Origin of the sequence: Dorea amylophila, assembly GCF_025567265.1 — a bacterium.
Classification (GTDB): domain Bacteria; phylum Bacillota; class Clostridia; order Lachnospirales; family Lachnospiraceae; genus Dorea_A; species Dorea_A amylophila.
This window is the reverse complement of the sequence record NZ_JAOQJW010000018.1, coordinates 1-19,407: the sequence shown is the minus strand read 5'-3', so window position 1 is coordinate 19,407 and position 19,407 is coordinate 1. Positions and strand designations below refer to the sequence as shown.

Here is a 19,407-nt window from a genome sequence, read left to right as displayed (position 1 = left end):
ATATTTTTTTTATATTTTTATTGTTTGTTTTATATTTTATTTATTTAGAATACTAACTAATATACACTCAAAAAAATCCCCGGAAGTCCACACTTTTGCGCAGATTTCCGGAGAGTTTTCACACTCACACAGCTTATATCTTCAAAATCTGATTCTGATCTGTTGTTTAATTTTCCCCAAGGTATTCCAAAAATTCGTCTTCCGGAAGCGGCTTGGAATAATAATATCCCTGTATACAATCACAATCGTTTTCCCTCAGGAATACAATCTGTTCTTCCGTCTCTGCTCCTTCTGCCACCAGCTGCATCCCCAGTTCATGAGCCATCGCAATGATAGATTTTAAGATGCTTCTCGACTTCGGATTTGTCTCAATCTGACGTACCAGACTCATATCGATCTTTAAAATATCGAAATTATAGTCCTGAAGTACACCATAAGAAGAATATCCGCTTCCAAAATCATCCAGCAGTGTCACCGCACCTTTTTTCTGCAATGATTCCAGGATATTATTGCGGTTCTGCTTCATCGCCTCAAACGATGTCTCTGTAATCTCAAATCTTGATTTGATTCCAAGCTTCTGAGACGACTCTACATTTTCCTCGATCCATTTCATCATCTTTTCATCATAAAAATCCATCCATGACAAATTGATTGATATCGGAATATTTTTCTTACCGTCTTCGCATCGCTTCCGCATGAATTCAAATACTTTTTTTGTCACATAAAAATCCAGTTCTGAGATATGACCACTCTCTTCTAATGCCGGAATAAATATGGCAGGTGATACGAACCCTCTCTTTGGATGCACCCAGCGGATCAGGGCTTCTGCAGACCGGATCTCTCCGGTCTTCGCATCTACAACCGGCTGATAATATACTTTAAACTGTTCCTGTGCCAGTCCGTTTCTGAGTTCTCCTGCAAGTTCCGCACGATCGATGTAATATGATTTCATCGATGCATCATAGATATTATATGGTTTTACATATTCATCTGTAATATATTTTTTTGCAAGCTTCGCACGGTCGATCATACCATTGATGCTCATTTCTTTATTTTCAACAAAGAAAATTCCGCAACCGCAGAAGATGTGCATCGTCTTTCCCTTCTTTGTGAAATTCCACTCGCAAAGTCCGGAAAGCGCATCAAAATCCAGATTCTTTTTCTCTACCAGGCAGGTGAACTGATCAGCCTCCACTCTCGCCACTACGCATGGCTTCAGGCTGGATGATCGCATATTCTTATAAATTGTGCGCAGCACACTATCACCAGTATCAATTCCAAAAAGCTCATTTACTGCTTTGAAATTGCGGACGTTAAAGTACAACACTGCATAATCGGTCCTGTCGGCACAGTGCCGGAATATGTTTTCCGAATTATGGATGAATCCCCGTCTGTTGTACCCGCCGGTCAGCATATCTGTACCGGAAAGCTCTGTAATATCTTCTGTCACAGCCAGAATGATTCCCAGTTCTCTGAACAGATACATGAAATTAAACTCTTTCAGGCGTATCTCTCCATCCTCACTGATCTGATGGACTGTAAAGGAATAACGGCCATTTTGATTCAATTCCCTGCATATCTTTTCTATGTCTGTATTTTTCTTCAGATGCTCTTTTTCCTGCTCCGGAACCATTTCACCCAGGATCTCCCGGCAATACGTATTATAATCGATCTTCGTATGAAGATATCTGTATGCATTAAAATCTTCTGTCGATTCCATATTGATCAAATTTCTGCGAGCATCGATCAATGCAACCTTTTCAAAATTCTTCTGGTAAAGAAGCTGTGGGATTTTTTCTGCCAGATAACTTTCGGTTATGTCCTGAAAATAAAGCACCCCTTCAATGTCATCTGTCACAGAGTTCCGGATCATCTCTATCGTAATGCGGAACATACGAATCTTCTCATCCTGATCTCCCTGAGCAACTGTTTCGAGCGAAATAATTGTTCTCCCAGCTGCAAATTCTTTCAGTAGATTTTCCTGTACAAACAACTGGTTTGCTTTTACTCTGTCTTCACAGCCGATCGCATACATCGATATTCTTCTTACGTAATCGTCCAGATTTTCCTTTTCTCCCCTGATTCTGATATTCTTATTCTTCACTGCACAGGAGATACACATTCCCTTACTTACATTTACGGTCACCGTTCCCAGTGAATCCGTCGTCTTTCTCATGACTTCATCCAGCTGTTTCAGATAGTCATCATTAATATCCCTTACATATAGCATCACGATCTGATTATCATCTTCGTATTCCTCACTGCATATCATTGTAAGTGATACCCACTTGAATTCATCCTTCACTTTCCGCCGATAACGGATCATCTCTTTTCTGTTTCCTCCTGCGAACGCTTTTCTCAGACGTTTTATATTACAAAACTCAAGATATTCTTTTTTATCATCTTCATAAATGCAATCCATGTCCGCAAAGCCGCGTAGTCTCGCTGAAAAGGAGGTCAAACTGTCGAAATATTTTTTCTGATCATCAAATCCGTCTTTCAATATCAGATAACTGTCTGTTGTCAGGTTGACTTTCAATATTACATAATAGAAATCTGACAGCATTCCCAATGTATCCTGAAAATTCCCCATGGATTTATCATGCAGTGCAATCGTGTTATGCACTCTTCTCAAAACAACAGCCGCATCAAATGGACGTGAGAAATAATCGTTTACACCAAGCTTATATGCGCGTCCGATATTATCATCAGAGGAATCTGCCGAGATACTGATAACCGGTATACGATCCAGCCATAGTCTTTCTTTCATAACCTGCAGCACTTCATATCCATTCATTACAGGCATATTCATATCCAATAACAGCAGGGATAATTCCATATGGTGTTCTGACATAATATAAACCGCCTGCTGTCCGTCCTCTGCCTGTATCAGATCATATTCGTCCTCGAGCATACTCACCAGAATCTCACGGTTCATTTCTGAATCATCGACGATTAATATCTTCTTCCTCTGTTCTTCCATACGTTTTACCCCCCCCCCAAATATTTGTTCGTTTTTTTACTTCCCTCATCATAATCTATATTTTATCACTATAATCTGTCTGAATCCAGTACAATTGTAAATGGTCCGTCATTTACCAGGCTCACCTTCATATCCGCTCCAAACATTCCCCGTTCTACTACCGGTATCTGTTCTTTGCACTTACTGATAATATATTCGTAAAGTTCTTCTGCCATGTCCGGTTTCCCTGCTTCGACAAAACTTGGCCGGTTTCCCTTTTTGCAGTTCGCATATAAAGTAAACTGCGAGATCAGAAGGAGTTCCCCTCCCACCGCATCCAGTGAAAGATTCGTCTTTCCTTCTTCATCCTCAAAAATACGTAATCCAGTCATTTTCTTAACCATCTTATCAGCAATCTCTTTTGTATCTGAATCAGCCACACCTATCAGGACCATAAATCCTTTTCCTATCTGTCCGATTACTTTTCCATCCACTTTTACGCTGCTTTCTGTAACTCTCTGAATCACAAACCGCATTTTCTCTCCTCCTGTTACCCATTATTTTTTATCCGGAAGCTGTGCCAGTATAATTGCCAGAAACATCAGTATACACCCTAACGATTCTCTGAATGACAAACGTTCTCCAAGTATGATCCAGCCCGCAAGTACCGAAAAACAGGATTCCAGGCTTAAAATCAGCGATGCTACCGCCGGATTCACATTCTTCTGTCCAAGTATCTGCAATGTATATGCAACACCACAGGATAATACACCCGCATACAAAAGCGGCATCCATGCAGCCGCCACAGCTACAAGTCTTGGTGTCTCCAGCACAAACATAAATGGTAATGACAGAATTCCACTCACGAAAAACTGGATGCAGGACATCTTCACACCATCCACTTTCGGAGAGAAATGATCAATCACCAGAATATGCACAGAAAAAACAAGTGCACACAAAAATACCAGAATATCTCCCTTTCCAATAGAAAAAGACTCCGTAATACACAAAAAGTACAATCCGACAAGTGCCAGTAACACTGCCATCCATACCTTCCATTTGATTTTTTTATGAAGAAAAATTCCAAGAACCGGAACGATCACGATATAAAAAGCAGTAATAAATCCTGCTTTTCCCGCTGTGGTATACTGAATCCCAGCCTGTTGGAGACTGCCCGCTGTGAATAATAATACTCCGCATGCAATACCTCCTGTTATCAGATCTTTCCCTGATTTTTCTTTTTCCGAACAGTCCGTTTCAGTATCTTTATTCATTCTGTTCAAAAACCAGATACACGGTAAAAGTGCCACCGCTCCTATCAGACAGCGGATTCCATTAAAAGAAAAAGGTCCCAGATAATCCATTCCTACACTCTGGGCAACAAATGCTGTTCCCCATATAAATGCTGTCAGTAACAGCATGCCCCCATTTTTCAGTTTCATTCTACTTTCCACCTATACTACAAATTACATATATAATTTTCTTTTACCAAAATCTTATCATACTATAGTCTATAATACGACATATTTCGAGCATTTTCAAATTATATATTTTTTTCAGACAAATCTGACTTGACATTTCTGTCACTTCACCGGATACTAAAAACATAAAAAAGTAAGTCCTCTTAACCGGACTTCATCAATACAAGGAGGTTCTGTCATGTTATCAGAGCGATTATTAAAGCTTCCAGGATTCCTTTATCAGATTGGAAGTAATTATTATTATCTTGGAAAATGGATCTGTAAAAAATGTACAGATCAGGATGCCACAGACTGTGTCACCATGTATCAGATGTGCCGGACTGGAGGTGAAGAACCTGAGACCCGCACTTATTTCCAGAAGATTCGCGCTTTCAGTGATTTTGCATTGGAAGTTCCTTATAATCCCGCAAAAATTGCGGATGATATGAACATGATCCTGGAAAGTCTTTCTGAAAAAGAAACTACCGGGCTTTTGGAACAGATTGCACATCTTGAAGAAGATGTAACAAAATACTAGATACAATTGGCATTAAACAGGTGTAACGACTTCCATTTCTGTCCCAAAAAGATACAGCAGTATAGAACAATTCTATACTGCTGTATCCATATACCGGACGTTCAATATAGTTATTACATTAAATTGCTACTTTTCCGGTTGTTTCTTCATTGATCACGTAATAAGCTGCTGCTTCTTCCGGTTTCAAATATACATTCAGCGTTTTGATCTCATCTACATTTTTCCCCAAAGTTTTCCATACTTCGTGTACTTTCTGTGTAATCTCCTCTGTGCTGATTTCTTTTCCCATATACTGAAGATAAAAGCTTGTCTTTGCCTCTTTCTTCACATCTTCTGCTTCTTTCAATACACCTGCTCTTGTCTCGATTGCCTTTGTTGTATCTTTTGCAGTTGTGATTGCTGCAGGTCTTGAATTGTTTCTTCTATTTTTTTTCATATTGATAACCTCCTCAATCTACAAATAGAACATTACGTTTTCTATTATATCGGATTTACAGAAAATGTCAAAAGATATCCCCCCATTATTCCGTTCCCCGTCCATACCGATTGATGGTCAGGTCTTTTACCACTTCTCCGGCAAGGATCAGGCCTGCTACGGATGGAACGAATGCAATACTTCCCGGAATATCTCTTCTCTGGGTACATTTTCTTGCTGTCCCCGGCGGGCATACACAATGCTGTCTGCAGCTGATGCTCATATCTTCTAATGGACGTACCGGTTTTTCTTCCGAATATACAACTTTTAGTTTTTTTATCCCACGTGCTTTTAATTCCCTCCGCATAACTTTTGCAAGCGGACACATCTTTGTCTTATAGATATCTGCCACCTGAAATGCAGATGCGTCCAGTTTATTGCCGGCTCCCATACAACTGATAACAGGAACATCTGCGGCCTTCGCACGCATTATGATCTCAATCTTTGCAGTTACCGTATCTACCGCATCTACCACATAAGAATATTCTTCAAACGGAAATTCATGCGCATTCTCCGGAAGATAAAAACATTTTCTTATCTCTACATCTGCATCCGGGTTAATTTCCAGAATTCGGTCTTTCATCACATCTACTTTATACTTCCCTACGGTCTTTCTGGTCGCAATAATCTGACGGTTGATATTCGTCAGACACACTTTATCGTCATCCACCAGGACAAATGATCCTACTCCGCTTCTCGCAAGTGCTTCTACCACGTATCCGCCTACTCCGCCGATCCCAAAGACCGCTACCTTTGCATCTGCAAGTCTATCCATATTGTCAGACCCTAACAGAAGCTGTGTTCTGGAAAACTGATTTAACATATTTGTTCCTCCACTCATATTTCATAATATTTCCTATTATAATAGTAGGATATCTAACAAGTCAACCATATCTTTCATCTCTGCTGTTTCCTTTTTCTATGTATTCTTCCGGCCACAGTCTCTTTGGATGCACATATCTTATCGGCGAGGCATACCAGCCATGCCTCCTTACACATCGGAGGTACGACATTCAACGGAAACATATGACGTAATATGATATTCTCCTCCCGTATGGTCAGTTTAAAATCTTTCCTGGCATTCTGCAACGCTCTGCCGGCATGGATAAATCCATGAAATCTGTGCCCTGCATTCTTTTCATGCCAGTCATATAGAAAATAATCATGCAGAAGCGCACCTCTGATCAGTTCTCTGCGGTTGACATTCCACGCCAAGCGATCCGCCAGTTCTAAGCTTGTATATGCCACACTAATGCAATGCTTATATACCGAAATATCACTATGCTGCATGTATTTCTGCGTATACTTCATTCTTCCCTGCTCATCCAGTTCTTTTAATACATCTTTGATTTCCTTCAGGATTCTCTTTTCATCATTCATACAGCCTGCCTGTTTTATCCTTCGAAAACCTGTCGGATACTTTCATAGTGAAGAAATATCCCCTGATCCGCATATCTTTTGATTTCTTCGATATCTGCGATTGCAAATCCCGACACCTCTTCCTCCTGTGTCTTCACATCAGATTCATCAAAATCCAGAATAAATTTGTAGATATCCACAAAGTAATTGTTTTTTTCTTCCGGATTTACTCTCTTATATGAAAATGCATAGCCTCCTTCTGCTTCCGTCACATCGACTCCTGTCTCTTCCTTGATTTCCCGAATCACTGCATCCAACGAATCTTCCCCGGCACGTACTCCGCCTCCCGGCACTTCCCACCATCCGGCTGCCCATTCTTTATCCATTCTTCTTCTGGTGATCAGATATTTCCCATCCGGGCGCATCAGCACACCAAGAACAGTCAGGTGAAATTCTCCCGGTTTCATATTCCAGTCATTATGTTTCATTGTAGCTCCTGTACGCTCTTTATTTTCATCATAAATATCCCATAATTCCATACTCTTTATCTCCTTTTACATCAAAAGTGGAGAATCATTCTGACTGACTCCCCACTTTTTCTTCTTAATATTCCCCGTTTACAATCATCTTCTCAAATTCTTTCTTAATAAAATCGCACGTCGGTTTTGTCCACTGCGTTCCCTCCAGTCCCTTTTCGGATTTAATAAGCTGCAACGAGAACAGCAATGCCTCCAAAATCTCTTTATGCTCCAGATTCTGAAGATTAGCGGCCACATAGTCTTTTGCTTCTTTTGGCTGTATTCCCGCCTTTTTACTCAACATCCTGCTGAACTGTTCAAACGTTATGATTTTCTTCCCATATTCCCAGAAATGATTCTCGTACTTTTTATATTTCTGTACATATTCCTGAATGATCTCCAATGATTCAGAATCCAGTGTGTATCCATATTTTTTAGCAATCGCTTCCAGTTCTTTCCACCACGAAACATCTACAGCAGAATAATCCATGCTGATTCGGAAACAGCCGCCTGTACTGTTGATTGCTTTTTGAAATTCATCTTCCCAGGTCGGACATACCAGCATCTTCTCGCCATTCACGATCCCACCCTGTATTATTTTTTCTTTCATCCTCATGTCCTCCTTACGGTAAAGCTTTCGTATCTTCAGATCAAATCAGTATGAATATTATACCATTATCTTGTTATGATTGCAAAGCCGATATTACACCTTCGTCACACCAGCCAGGATCATCTCCAGACATGAAATTTTCTTATAATGCTTCTAATGCTTTATTAGATCCCACCAGGATCAGAACCATATCTTCACGCAATACTTCTGAAGGATCCGGATTCACTTCTACGTGCGCCCCACTTTTAATTCCCACGACATTCACTTCATAATTCCGGCGCACATCCAGTTCTTGCAACGTTTTTCCACTCCATTTTACGGGCATCGGTGTCTCAACTATACTATAATCCGGTGATAAAGCGATCCAATCTGTGAAGCTGGCAGACATAAGATTCTTTGCCATCCGGATTCCCATTTCTTTTTCCGGGAAAATAATGGAGTCTGCACCGATTTTTTTCAATACGGTTGCATGACGCTCATTTTTTGCTTTTGCAATCACATTCGGTACACCAATTTCTTTACACACCAGCGTTGCCATAATACTTGCTTCCAGACTTTCTGCTTCTGCGATCACAACGCCATCCAGATTCCTCGTGCCGAGAGATCTGACAAAATCCGGATCACCGATATCTGCCTGCATCGCATACGATACCGAGTCGGCGATTCCTTTTACGCGCTCCATATCTTTATCTACTGCTACGACCTCGCATCCGAGTTTTTGTAATTCTAACGCAATACTTTCCCCAAAACTGCCCAGACCAAATACTGCAAATTGTTTCTTCATAGTTACTCCTCCTCATTAACCAATCATAATCTTTTCCGTCGGAAGTGTCCGCATCTTTTCCTGCAAATTTACCTTTCCGGCAAATAATAACGCAATGGTCATCGGTCCGACTCGTCCTGCATACATCAGTATCATCAACACGATCTTGCTTCCTACCCTCAGATGAGTTGTCAAATCTTGTGTCAGGCCAACTGTTGCCATCGCAGATGCGGTCTCATACATAATTTTCTGAAGCGAGATTGTATCCGGCTCTATCACAGCAATAACCGTGGTTCCTGTTACATATATGCCCAATGCCAGCATAAATGTCACGAACGCAACACGAAAGCTATCTTCAGCCACTTTTCTCTGGAAGCATTCAATATCATGACCTCCCCTGAGCATCGTGTGAAAAGCGAGAAATAAAAGCGCAAATGTCGTTGTCTTCAGACCACCCGCAGTTCCTCCAGGAGATCCTCCGATAAACATTAAAATAATATTCAGGAATCCGGTCTCTTCATGCATTCCCGACTGCTGAAATGTACTAAATCCGGCCGTTCTGGTCGTCACAGCCTGAAATGCCGAAGCCATTATCTTCTGTCCGGTATTCAGATTCCCAATCGTTTCCGGATTCCGGTACTCCAGTACAAAATTCAAAAGTGTCCCTGCTATCAGCAGAATCAATGTCGTAACAATTGCTATCTTTGAATGTAACTTAAGTCTGGTAAAACACCATTTCTTCGGAATTTCACGATACCAGATCTTCTTTCCGTTATCAATCACGTCATACCACACCGTAAATCCAATTCCGCCAAGAATGATCAGCATCATCGTTGTAATGTTGATCAATGGACTGGTTACGTATCTTGCCAGGCTGTCCTCTCCGAGAATATCAATTCCCGCATTGCAAAATGCAGAAACCGAGTGAAAAACTCCATACCAAATTCCTTTTACAAGTCCATAATCCCGACTGAATTGTATTGCATAAAAAACGGCGCCGATGCCTTCTACCACTAGCGTCCCGAACAAAATTCTGCGGACCATGCCTACCAGACCACCAAGAGAATTCATATTATAAGCTTCTTGAATGACAATTCTCTCTTTTACTGTAATCTTTCTTTTAAGAAGCATAAAGAATGCTGTGATACATGCAATTATGCCCAGGCCTCCGATCTGAATCAGAATCAATAAAATTATCTTTCCCATTATCGTGAACTGATATTTCGGAACAACCGTAACCAGTCCCGTCACACATACCGATGTTGTTGATGTAAATAATGCATCCAAGAAGCTGATTGGTTTTTCATTCGATACCGGAAGCCATAAAAGTACTGCTCCCAGAACAATCACACTCAGAAAACCAATTACCAGAATTTTCATGGTATTCCATCTGATATTTTGCTTTCTCTTCATTTTTATTTTGCCTTTCTTATCTGTATTTTTTCTTCTATAACGACTATAATTTACGCTTGCACCTTAAAGAAGTCAATAGTTATTTTCCAGCAAAAACAAAAAAGCCAGAAAAGCTTATAAACAAAGCATTTCTGACTCTTTCAGGAGCAGGGGATGAGAGAATCGAACTCCCGCCAAAGGTTTTGGAGACCCCTATCATACCACTTGACCAATCCCCTATATCGTAACTCATTGCTGAGTGCTTATTATTTATACCATATTAGTTCCATATATGTCAACAGAATTTTTCATTTTTTTTATTTTTTTGCAAAATTTCTGTTTTTTCTTATATAATCCGTATTCTAAAAAACCTCCGGCTTTCTTTATCCGAGCCGGAGATTCCATCTTTCATCTATACATTTCCGATATTCATTTTTCTAAATACACCGATCAGAACTTTACCGATTGCAAGAACCAGAATTGCCGCTGCAATTGCCTCAGGTATTCCCGATGCCGTAACAGTTCCCATTACCAGTCCCCATACGGCACTGACTGCCACATCTTTTGCTTCTGCATACTGTTTTGCAAAAAGAATGTAGATACTTCCCATTACCGTGATCGTGTTCACCATTGCTCCGGCGAATCCTACGACAGGAAGTGCAATGATATTGTTTACTTTCAGTTTTGATAAGAGAATCCAAAGCCATCCTGCTGCCACACCGATCAAAATTCTGCATCCTACTGAAATCCAAACTGCCTTAACCGCTCCGGGTATTCCTGTAGTGCTCATAAACGGAGAGAATGCGAATGATAAAAGCGTCGGTGCCATTGTATTACTGATCAATGAACAAATACCGAATACACCGCCCAGGATTGCACCTGCTGCAGGTCCTAACAAAATTGCTCCAATAATTACCGGAATGTGTACCGTTGTCGCTTTAATGATCGGAAGCTGTATCATTCCAAGCGGTGTGTTCGCCAGAACGATTACGATTGCTGCCATAAGTGCAACACTGACCATCCAGCTGGTGTTATGTTTTTTTGTCTTCATGTTTAATCTTCCTCCTTGTTATCATTCCCGATATCCGGGATACAATACAATTACGAATCCGATTATAACATCGTTATCTATTACTTGCAAGAATGAATAAAAAGAGCTATAGTGATTGTATTATTTTAGAAATGAGGATGAATATTTATGTTAAAAGGAAAACACGTTCTCCTTGGCGTGACCGGGGGAATTGCTTCTTATAAGATTGCAACTCTTGCAAGTCTTCTGGTAAAAGCCCAGGCTGATGTTCATGTCATCATGACAGAGAACGCTGTCAATTTCATTAATCCGATTACGTTTGAGACTCTCACCGGACATAAATGTATCACTGATACATTCGACCGGAACTTTGAATTCAAAGTGGAACATATTGCACTTGCCCAGCTTGCTGATATCATTATGGTTGCTCCCGCAACTGCAAATGTGATGGCCAAGCTTGCTCATGGTCTTGCCGACGATATGCTGACAACAACCGTACTTGCCAGCCGTGCGCCAAAGATCATTGCTCCTGCTATGAATACAGCAATGTATGAGAATCCTGTCACACAGGATAATATAGAATTACTGAAGCATTATGGCATGGAAGTCATCACACCTTCCACCGGTCATCTGGCCTGTGGCGATAATGGTACCGGAAAGATGCCGGAACCGGAAACTTTATTCCAATATATCTGCAAATCTGTTGGATACAAAAAAGACATGACCGGTATGAAAGTACTTGTAACTGCAGGACCGACACAGGAAGCCATTGACCCGGTCCGTTATATTACGAACCATTCTTCCGGAAAGATGGGATACAGCATTGCTAAAGCCTGCATGCTCCGCGGCGCAGATGTTACCCTTGTAACAGGACGTACCTCTCTTGATGCACCGCTTTTTGTCAATACCATTCCAATTGTGTCTGCCAAAGATATGTACAGGGAAGTCACTTCCAGAAGCCAGGATATGGACATTATCATCAAGGCTGCTGCCGTTGCCGATTACAGACCATGCAATGTCTCTGATGAAAAGATCAAAAAGAAAGACGATGATACCATGTCTATTCCACTAGAGCGCACAGATGATATCCTGAAATATCTCGGCGAACACAAAAAAGCCGGTCAGTTCTTATGCGGCTTTTCTATGGAGACGCAGAATATGCTTACGAACTCCAAGAAAAAACTGGAAAAGAAGAATCTGGATATGATCGTCGCCAATAATCTGAAAGAACAAGGTGCCGGATTTGAAACGGATACAAACATCGTTACCATGATCACACCAGATCAGATATTTGAACTTGAACTGATGAGCAAAGAAGAAGTTGCCTTCCATCTGCTTGATAAAATATTAGAGCTTAAGAACAAAATGTAAATACAGTATAAAAAAGAAAATCCGGAAATTTACAGGAGGATATATGAAAATGGACGCAAATTTATCAATGGAACAGATCCGCAAGGATGTAAAGAATGTAACCGAATTGAATCAGGAGGGTTATGATATGGATGTCATCTCTCACAAACTCGATCTTTCAAAAGACTATGTACAGACAATCCTTACCTGTGCACAGGGATTTACTGAAGACGACACACTGGCTGTAGCTGTACTGGTTGAAGCAAGTTTATAAATTTTATCAGTTGACGATCCGGAATCTGTCTCTGACAGTTTTCAAAACACATAGATATTACATAACACTGTCCAATGATCTTAATATGTTATCGGACAGTGTTTTTCAGTTTATTTATAAAAGTAAGTGGTGTCATACCATATTTTTTCTTAAATGCACGATGAAAATAAGAAAGATTCCGGAATCCGACTGACATTGAGACTTCAATAATCGATAAATGCCCCTGTTCAAATAATTCCACAGCTTTCTCCAATCTAAAATTATTCATGTATTCCACACAAGTCATATTCATATGCTTTTTGAAAAAACGCATAAAATGATATTCGCTGAAATAGCACAATTCTGCCAGTTCCGCTATTGAAATTGGTTCTGCATAGTGTTCTCCAATATAATCCAGTACACTTTTTAATTTCTCAGAATATTGCTCTTTTTCTTTCTTTGTAATTTTTTTACTATATTGCAGCAACAAAAAAATTGCTTGTAAAAGTAACGCTTTCAATGCCAGTTCATATCCATCTACATTTTCATCATAAAGCGAAGTAATCTGATCAAAGACTTTTCTAAGTGAAGCATAGACCGAATGTTTCCCTGTAATCAGACAAGGCATTGCGAATTCCTGGTTCATAATTGGAACCAGATAGCGCGTCGAACATATATCTGTTGAATTACCTCCGAGAAAATTCAAATGAAATACATACGTCTCCGAAATAAATTCTTCACATCTTCCTTTTGAAATCGCATGCAAAAATAGCGGCGGAACAAATAACAGATCTCCTTCTTTCACTTCATAATCAACCAGATCTACGTGATAATGGCATTTTCCTTTTACGATCAATGTAAGTTCTGCCTCTTCATGCCAGTGTGTTGTTACCGCCGGATATTCTTCAGACAGTCTGGTAATATACTTTTGAACCGGAAAGTACGGCTCTCCGTGCTTTGTCTCTTCTTTTTGCTCCGGTGCATGGAAATACTGTTTCTTCATTTTCTTTTTCCCTTTCTCTGCTTTTACAAGGCAGTATTATGTCATACAACAACACTATACTGCAAGATATCAGGCTTTTTTTCCCATATAATAGCAGTATAATACATTTTCTGTTATGCCTCAATGTGATTTTGGCAAAGCAGCATACAGAAGACTACAATAACAGAAAGGGATTTACGAAATTAATTTCGTATATAAAGGGAAAAATTATGATAAAAAAATGGTGGCATGATAAAGTCGCATACCAGATCTATCCAAAAAGCTTTTTGGACACAAACGGAGACGGAATCGGAGATCTTCGTGGAATCATTTCTAAATTAGATTATTTAAAAAAATTGGGGATTGATATCATCTGGCTCTCTCCAATCTACAAATCACCTTTTGTAGATCAGGGCTATGATATTTCTGATTACTACGCAATTGCGGAAGAATTCGGAACGATGGAAGAGTTTGACGAACTGCTTTCCGAAGCGAAGAAAAGGGATATGTATATTATTATGGATCTGGTCATCAATCACTGTTCTGACCAGCACGAATGGTTCCAGAAAGCCCTGGCTGATCCCGACGGAGAATATGCTGATTATTTCTATTTCCGCAAGGGCAGAAACGGTAATCCCCCAAGTAACTTGCGTTCTTACTTTGGCGGAAGCTGCTGGGAACCGGTACCGGGTACTGATAAATACTACCTGCACATGTTTGCCAAAGAACAGCCCGATCTTAACTGGGAAAACCCGCTTCTGAGAGAAAAGCTTTATGAAATGATCAACTGGTGGCTTGAAAAAGGACTTGCCGGATTCCGTATTGATGCAATCATTAACATCAAGAAGGATCTGGACTTTCCGGATTTCAAACCGGATGGTCCGGATGGACTTGCCGGCTGTTGGAAAATGGTAGACGAAGTAGATGGTGTCGGAGAACTTCTTGAAGATTTGAAGAAACATACATTCCAAAAATACGAAGCATTTACTGTAGGCGAAGTATTCAATATGAAAGAGGGCGAACTTGATGCATTTATCGGTGAAAATGGTCATTTTTCCACAATTTTTGACTTTAGTGCACATATGCTCAGTGAAGGAGAACATGGATGGTATGATGCACCACCTGTAGACTTCAAAGAATGGCGTAAAGCGATCACCGACTCCCAGCTTAGAGTTCAAAACTGTGGTCTGGAAGCAAATATCATCGAAAATCATGATGAACCAAGAGGTGTGTCTCGTTTTCTTCCTGACTATGCCCAGAATCCCACAGGTACTAAGATGCTCGGAACAATCAGTGTTCTTCTCCGTGGAATTCCTTTTATCTATCAGGGGCAGGAAATCGGTATGCAAAATGCAGTCTGGAACACTGTTGACGAATATAATGACATCAATACCATAGATCAGTATCATACTGCCAGAGATGCCGGGCTCACCGATAAAGAAGCCCTTGAAGCATGCAGCAGGCTGAGCCGTGATAACGCCAGAACTCCGATGCAATGGAATACTCAGGAAAATGCCGGATTTACCACGGGAACTCCATGGCTGAAAGTAAATGATAATTATACTGAAATCAACGTGGAAACGCAGGACACAGATCCTGATTCTGTATTAAATTATTACCGGAAGCTGATCGCACTGCGCAAATCTCCTGCTTACAAAGAAGTATTTGCTTATGGCGAATTCCTACCTGTTTATCAGAATACCAGCTCGGTCATGGCTTATTATCGAAAGACTGAAAATCAACGAATCCTTATCACCGCCAACTTCGGGAAAGAAGCAGTTTCTCTTACGCTGGAATATCCCGTAAAACAGATTCTTCTTTCTAATATGGCCAGTGCTGAGCGTTCTCTTCCTTCCAATGATATAATTACACTTAACAGTTGTGAAGTTCTTGTATTTGAATTGTAAACTTTATAATTTCTTTTGTATCGTTTTTATATGTCCAAGAAACAAAAAGCAGCACATAGATATCAGATATTATCAGCTGATATCTATGTGCTTTTTTTATCTCTGCAAACTATTCCTCTTCCGGATAAGTGAACTTCCATGCTTTTCTGAATTCCGTCATCATATCCATAACATCTTTTGTATAGTCAAAATGCATACATTCCGAATCTCCTGCAATCGCTTTTTCCATATCTTCAAGTTCATAAGCAAGTGCATCTGCATTTTCTCCCGCTCTTATGACATCTACATCTCCGGTTTCCACATAGGTAATTCTTGCCTCCCATGCTCTTGGATATTCCATAATCTCAATGTATCCCTTTTCGCAGGAGATCATGCCCCGCTTTGGCTGTTTTGAATGAAGTGATAACATAACGGTTGCCATCTGCCCTTCTTTGTTCATCAACAGCAGTCCGGCCTGCTCATCTACCCCTGTGGGTGCGGATTTCACCTGCGACAGCAACTGATCTGGTTTTGAATCCATGAACCAGCGGATGAATGAAAGCGCATATACTCCAATATCCAACATTGCTCCACCGGCAAGATCAGGGTTAAAAAAGCGGTTATTCATATCGTATTCTTTGAAACTTCCAAAATTCATTGTAATAAGATTTACTTTTCCTAATACGCCGGTTTCCAGAATTTCTTTTAACTTTTTATAGATTGGCATATGATAGATTGTCATTGCCTCTCCGATGATGACATGATTCTTATCTGCCAGTTTTGCCATCTCATTCAGTTCATCACTGTTAAGTGTAATCGACTTTTCTACCAGAATATGTTTTCCATTCTCAATTGCCTGTTTCATAAATTTTTTATGTGTATTGTGAGGTGTTGTGATATAAATTACATCAACATCCCGATCAGTAAACATCTCATTATAATCCGTATAAACTTTCCCTATGCCATACTTTTCACCAAATGCGACGGCTTTTTCATAAGTTCTGTTACCAACAGCATAGATATTCTTTCCGTTCTTTTTTAATGCAACGGCCATCTCATTTGCAATAACGCCTGTGCCAAGTACTGCCCAGTTAATATCTCTCATATTAATTCCTCCTTGTTATCATCTGAGCATATCATAACACATGCTGTCCGTTTTTGTGAATGTCTAATCTCCGGAATCTGCCACCGGCAACTTCTTCCCTGTATAATTCACCTTTTATTTTTACCGTAATTTCCTGATTGTTCCTTCGGATAGGTACTGTATTTTCACTTGCATGCTTTATCACATCACATTTTTTGCATAACTTTTTCACAAAAATTTCATTTTACAAGTCTTGAATTGCATATTTTTCTATAATTTCTCATCATTTTGCAAGAAACCATTGACGAAACGTCAAATTCTGTTAAAATATTATAATGTTGAATGGTATATATGATATGGAGGATGGTATAGTGGTAGCATATGAAGAATTATCCAAAGAAGAATTATTGCAGCTGAAAAGTGATCTGGAAGCCCAGTTTGAAGATGTAAAGGCACAGAATCTACACTTGGATATGTCCAGAGGTAAGCCGTCCACAGAACAGCTGAATCTGTCCATGGATATGATGGATGTATTAAGAAGTGACTCAGACCTTGTATGTGAAGAAGGTGTTGACTGCCGTAACTACGGTGTTCTGGATGGTATCGCAGAAGCGAAACAGTTGCTTGCAGATATGATGGAAGTACCAAAAGATAATATCGTTATCTTTGGAAACTCCAGCCTGAATATAATGTATGATACAATCGCACGCAGTATGACTCATGGTGTTATGGGAAGTACTCCGTGGGCAAAACTTGATAAAGTAAAATTCTTATGTCCGGTTCCTGGATATGACAGACATTTTGCAATTACAGAATATTTCGGAATTGAGATGATCAACGTTCCGATGACACCAACCGGTCCGGACATGGACATGGTAGAAGAACTGGTCAGCACTGATCCGGCGATCAAAGGTATCTGGTGTGTTCCAAAATATTCCAACCCACAGGGCATCACTTACTCTGATGAAACAGTTCATCGTTTTGCAAAACTGAATCCTGCAGCAGAAGACTTCCGTATCTTTTGGGATAATGCATATGGTATTCACCATTTATATGAAGATAAACAGGATTATCTGATTGAAATCTTAATGGAGTGTAAGAAAGAAGGACACCCGGATATGGTTTACAAGTTCTCTTCTACTTCCAAGATCAGTTTCCCTGGTTCCGGTATCGCAGCAATCGCAGCATCTGATGCCAACCTGGCTGATATCAGAAAACAGATGCGTATTCAGACAATCGGACATGACAAACTGAACCAACTCCGACATGCAAGATATTTCGGAAATATTCACGGAATGGTTCAGCACATGAAGAAACATGCAGATATTCTCCGTCCTAAGTTTGATATCGTATTAAAAACACTGGACAAAGAACTTGGCGGACTTGGAATTGGTTCATGGCTTGCTCCACGCGGTGGCTACTTCATTTCCTTTGATTCTATGGATGGATGTGCCAAAGCAATCGTTGCCAAAGCAAAAGAGGCCGGTCTTGTAATGACTGGTGCCGGTGCTACTTTCCCTTATGGAAAAGATCCGAAGGACAGCAATATCCGTATTGCACCTTCTTATCCAACTGTAAAAGAGCTGAAATTAGCTGCTAAAATATTTGTTTTAAGCGTAAAACTTGTAAGTATTGATAAATTACTGCAAACCAAATAAAACAGGCGCAAATCGCCATCTAAGACGCAGCAGGGGCATGATCTTCAATGATCATGCCCCTGCTTTTATTATATTATCTCTTTAGTGGATTAACAGATTAATCCATATATTTTTTCTTCAGTTCATCTACTTTAGCTCTGTAAGCTTCTTCCTGTTTCTTCTGAGATAATTCTGCACGAATCTGGTCTTTTACTTCTTCCAGATTTGATTCACCGGCTTCTTTCTTATCTTCTACTTTAATCAGATGATATCCAAACTGTGTCTTTACCGGTCCTACAATATGTCCGATCTCAGCAGCAAATGCAGCATCCTCAAATTCTTTCACCATCTGTCCTCTTCCGAACTCTCCAAGATCTCCTCCGTTTGCTCCTGACGGACATGAAGAAGATTCTTTTGCAACATCCTCAAATACCTTCTCCCCGCTTGTAATTGCGTTCAAAAGCTCTGTACACTTTTCTTCATTATCTACAAGGATGTGTTTCGCATGTACAGATGCACCTTTAGAATATTTCCCTTTATTTGCTTCGTAATATTCTTTGATCTCATCGTCTGTTACGTTTACTGTTGCAAAAAGCTTTCTCATAGCCATCTGCGCAAGAATGTCTTTTCTCGCATTTTCCATCACATTCTTGAACTCTTCTGTCTCATCGATCTTCTCTTCTTCTCCGTATTTTGCAAATGCATAAACTGCGATCAGCTGTTCTTCACACTGTTTACGAAAATCCGGATGTGAAGCATATGCCTGCTGTTCTCTCGGAAGGCTGCGAATGAATGCCTCTACTTCTGCTTCTGTAATCTGATGTCCGCCAACTGTGGCAATTACTTTCTGTTCCATAATTAATAAACTCCTTTTCTATTCCAACAATGTTTCAATTGTATCATCTATAGCATATATGGTCAAAAGATATTTGAGATTTTATATATTTTTTATTCTTTATGCTGGATATCAAAAAAGCAACCAACATATGTTGATTGCTTTTTACCTTTTATATATACCTTCAAAACTGCATACAAGAAATATTTTCTTCATCCTACCTATCACCTTGCTTGGTCATGCCCTCGACCGATTAGTATCAGTCAGCTCCAT

19 protein-coding genes and 1 tRNA gene are annotated in these 19,407 nt (G+C 40.0%); 5 read left to right on the top strand and 15 right to left on the bottom strand.

The window, feature by feature from the left end; all coding sequences use genetic code 11:
• Positions 1-166 precede the first annotated feature (166 nt).
• From OCV72_RS11680 to OCV72_RS11670, 3 genes are all read right to left on the bottom strand, one after another.
• The gene (locus tag OCV72_RS11680) at positions 167-2,983 is read right to left on the bottom strand and encodes a two-component system response regulator (RefSeq protein ID WP_055284007.1); all 2,817 of its coding nucleotides are present in this window, start codon (positions 2,981-2,983) and stop codon (positions 167-169) included.
• 68 nt (positions 2,984-3,051) lie between these two features.
• Positions 3,052-3,498: a D-aminoacyl-tRNA deacylase gene (gene dtd, locus OCV72_RS11675; protein WP_055284005.1), complete on the bottom strand. Its 447-nt coding sequence runs from the start codon at positions 3,496-3,498 to the stop codon at positions 3,052-3,054.
• A gap of 21 nt (positions 3,499-3,519) precedes the next feature.
• Positions 3,520-4,404: a DMT family transporter gene (locus OCV72_RS11670; RefSeq protein ID WP_055284003.1), complete on the bottom strand. Its 885-nt coding sequence runs from the start codon at positions 4,402-4,404 to the stop codon at positions 3,520-3,522.
• A 217-nt stretch (positions 4,405-4,621) separates the two neighbouring features.
• On the opposite strand from OCV72_RS11670, the gene OCV72_RS11665 reads away from it, so the two are divergent.
• Positions 4,622-4,960, top strand: a complete 339-nt coding sequence (locus tag OCV72_RS11665) for a hypothetical protein (RefSeq protein ID WP_028088332.1) — start codon at positions 4,622-4,624, stop codon at positions 4,958-4,960.
• Positions 4,961-5,078: 118 nt separating this feature from the next.
• On the opposite strand, the gene OCV72_RS11660 is transcribed toward OCV72_RS11665, so the two are convergent.
• The 9 genes from OCV72_RS11660 to OCV72_RS11620 all read right to left on the bottom strand — a co-directional run bounded on the left by OCV72_RS11660 (position 5,079) and on the right by OCV72_RS11620 (position 11,128).
• The gene (locus tag OCV72_RS11660; RefSeq protein WP_055284001.1) at positions 5,079-5,396 is read right to left on the bottom strand and encodes a DUF6465 family protein; all 318 of its coding nucleotides are present in this window, start codon (positions 5,394-5,396) and stop codon (positions 5,079-5,081) included.
• Between the two features lie 85 nt (positions 5,397-5,481).
• Complete coding sequence (locus OCV72_RS11655; protein ID WP_055283999.1) at positions 5,482-6,258, bottom strand: tRNA threonylcarbamoyladenosine dehydratase; 777 nt, start codon at positions 6,256-6,258, stop codon at positions 5,482-5,484.
• Positions 6,259-6,332: 74 nt separating this feature from the next.
• A complete protein-coding gene (locus OCV72_RS11650; protein WP_055283996.1) occupies positions 6,333-6,815 on the bottom strand; it encodes an HD domain-containing protein in 483 nt (160 codons plus the stop codon).
• Between the two features lie 14 nt (positions 6,816-6,829).
• Complete coding sequence (locus tag OCV72_RS11645) at positions 6,830-7,333, bottom strand: NUDIX hydrolase (RefSeq protein ID WP_055283994.1); 504 nt, start codon at positions 7,331-7,333, stop codon at positions 6,830-6,832.
• Between the two features lie 64 nt (positions 7,334-7,397).
• Complete coding sequence (locus OCV72_RS11640) at positions 7,398-7,922, bottom strand: hypothetical protein (RefSeq protein WP_055283992.1); 525 nt, start codon at positions 7,920-7,922, stop codon at positions 7,398-7,400.
• Between the two features lie 142 nt (positions 7,923-8,064).
• Positions 8,065-8,706, bottom strand: coding sequence for a potassium channel family protein (locus tag OCV72_RS11635; RefSeq protein WP_055283990.1), 642 nt, complete (start codon positions 8,704-8,706; stop codon positions 8,065-8,067).
• Between the two features lie 15 nt (positions 8,707-8,721).
• Entirely contained in the window at positions 8,722-10,098 is a 1,377-nt protein-coding gene (locus tag OCV72_RS11630) for a TrkH family potassium uptake protein (protein WP_055283988.1), read from the bottom strand.
• Positions 10,099-10,245: 147 nt separating this feature from the next.
• A tRNA-Trp gene (locus OCV72_RS11625) sits at positions 10,246-10,316 on the bottom strand.
• A gap of 173 nt (positions 10,317-10,489) precedes the next feature.
• Positions 10,490-11,128, bottom strand: coding sequence for an ECF transporter S component (locus OCV72_RS11620; RefSeq protein ID WP_055283986.1), 639 nt, complete (start codon positions 11,126-11,128; stop codon positions 10,490-10,492).
• Between the two features lie 147 nt (positions 11,129-11,275).
• On the opposite strand from OCV72_RS11620, the gene coaBC reads away from it, so the two are divergent.
• Both coaBC and OCV72_RS11610 read left to right on the top strand, forming a co-directional pair.
• Positions 11,276-12,478 (top strand): bifunctional phosphopantothenoylcysteine decarboxylase/phosphopantothenate--cysteine ligase CoaBC, encoded by a 1,203-nt coding sequence (gene coaBC, locus OCV72_RS11615; RefSeq protein ID WP_055283984.1) that lies wholly within the window; start codon positions 11,276-11,278, stop codon positions 12,476-12,478.
• Positions 12,479-12,527: 49 nt separating this feature from the next.
• A complete protein-coding gene (locus OCV72_RS11610) occupies positions 12,528-12,731 on the top strand; it encodes a hypothetical protein (RefSeq protein WP_044925779.1) in 204 nt (67 codons plus the stop codon).
• 88 nt (positions 12,732-12,819) lie between these two features.
• On the opposite strand, the gene OCV72_RS11605 is transcribed toward OCV72_RS11610, so the two are convergent.
• Positions 12,820-13,713 carry an AraC family transcriptional regulator gene (locus OCV72_RS11605; protein ID WP_055283981.1) on the bottom strand — a complete coding sequence of 298 codons (894 nt, stop codon included), beginning with the start codon at positions 13,711-13,713 and terminating at the stop codon, positions 12,820-12,822.
• 209 nt (positions 13,714-13,922) lie between these two features.
• Here OCV72_RS11605 and OCV72_RS11600 point away from each other — a divergent pair, with 209 nt between their 5' ends.
• Positions 13,923-15,599: a glycoside hydrolase family 13 protein gene (locus OCV72_RS11600; RefSeq protein WP_055284086.1), complete on the top strand. Its 1,677-nt coding sequence runs from the start codon at positions 13,923-13,925 to the stop codon at positions 15,597-15,599.
• 109 nt (positions 15,600-15,708) lie between these two features.
• On the opposite strand, the gene OCV72_RS11595 is transcribed toward OCV72_RS11600, so the two are convergent.
• Complete coding sequence (locus tag OCV72_RS11595) at positions 15,709-16,683, bottom strand: Gfo/Idh/MocA family protein (RefSeq protein WP_055283979.1); 975 nt, start codon at positions 16,681-16,683, stop codon at positions 15,709-15,711.
• Between the two features lie 350 nt (positions 16,684-17,033).
• On the opposite strand from OCV72_RS11595, the gene OCV72_RS11590 reads away from it, so the two are divergent.
• The gene (locus OCV72_RS11590; protein WP_055283975.1) at positions 17,034-18,320 is read left to right on the top strand and encodes an aspartate aminotransferase type Ic; all 1,287 of its coding nucleotides are present in this window, start codon (positions 17,034-17,036) and stop codon (positions 18,318-18,320) included.
• A gap of 97 nt (positions 18,321-18,417) precedes the next feature.
• On the opposite strand, the gene OCV72_RS11585 is transcribed toward OCV72_RS11590, so the two are convergent.
• On the bottom strand, positions 18,418-19,155 hold the full coding sequence (locus tag OCV72_RS11585) for a peptidylprolyl isomerase (protein ID WP_055283973.1): 738 nt from the start codon (positions 19,153-19,155) through the stop codon (positions 18,418-18,420).
• Positions 19,156-19,407 lie beyond the last annotated feature (252 nt).

Coding starts and splice junctions, on each gene's coding strand:
- OCV72_RS11680 (WP_055284007.1), bottom strand. CDS start 2,983: ATGGAAGAACAGAGGAAGAAGATATTAATCGTCGATGATTCAGAAATG.
- dtd (WP_055284005.1), bottom strand. CDS start 3,498: ATGCGGTTTGTGATTCAGAGAGTTACAGAAAGCAGCGTAAAAGTGGAT.
- OCV72_RS11670 (WP_055284003.1), bottom strand. CDS start 4,404: ATGAAACTGAAAAATGGGGGCATGCTGTTACTGACAGCATTTATATGG.
- OCV72_RS11665 (WP_028088332.1), top strand. CDS start 4,622: ATGTTATCAGAGCGATTATTAAAGCTTCCAGGATTCCTTTATCAGATT.
- OCV72_RS11660 (WP_055284001.1), bottom strand. CDS start 5,396: ATGAAAAAAAATAGAAGAAACAATTCAAGACCTGCAGCAATCACAACT.
- OCV72_RS11655 (WP_055283999.1), bottom strand. CDS start 6,258: ATGTTAAATCAGTTTTCCAGAACACAGCTTCTGTTAGGGTCTGACAAT.
- OCV72_RS11650 (WP_055283996.1), bottom strand. CDS start 6,815: ATGAATGATGAAAAGAGAATCCTGAAGGAAATCAAAGATGTATTAAAA.
- OCV72_RS11645 (WP_055283994.1), bottom strand. CDS start 7,333: ATGGAATTATGGGATATTTATGATGAAAATAAAGAGCGTACAGGAGCT.
- OCV72_RS11640 (WP_055283992.1), bottom strand. CDS start 7,922: ATGAAAGAAAAAATAATACAGGGTGGGATCGTGAATGGCGAGAAGATG.
- OCV72_RS11635 (WP_055283990.1), bottom strand. CDS start 8,706: ATGAAGAAACAATTTGCAGTATTTGGTCTGGGCAGTTTTGGGGAAAGT.
- OCV72_RS11630 (WP_055283988.1), bottom strand. CDS start 10,098: ATGAAGAGAAAGCAAAATATCAGATGGAATACCATGAAAATTCTGGTA.
- OCV72_RS11620 (WP_055283986.1), bottom strand. CDS start 11,128: ATGAAGACAAAAAAACATAACACCAGCTGGATGGTCAGTGTTGCACTT.
- coaBC (WP_055283984.1), top strand. CDS start 11,276: ATGTTAAAAGGAAAACACGTTCTCCTTGGCGTGACCGGGGGAATTGCT.
- OCV72_RS11610 (WP_044925779.1), top strand. CDS start 12,528: ATGGACGCAAATTTATCAATGGAACAGATCCGCAAGGATGTAAAGAAT.
- OCV72_RS11605 (WP_055283981.1), bottom strand. CDS start 13,713: ATGAAGAAACAGTATTTCCATGCACCGGAGCAAAAAGAAGAGACAAAG.
- OCV72_RS11600 (WP_055284086.1), top strand. CDS start 13,923: ATGATAAAAAAATGGTGGCATGATAAAGTCGCATACCAGATCTATCCA.
- OCV72_RS11595 (WP_055283979.1), bottom strand. CDS start 16,683: ATGAGAGATATTAACTGGGCAGTACTTGGCACAGGCGTTATTGCAAAT.
- OCV72_RS11585 (WP_055283973.1), bottom strand. CDS start 19,155: ATGGAACAGAAAGTAATTGCCACAGTTGGCGGACATCAGATTACAGAA.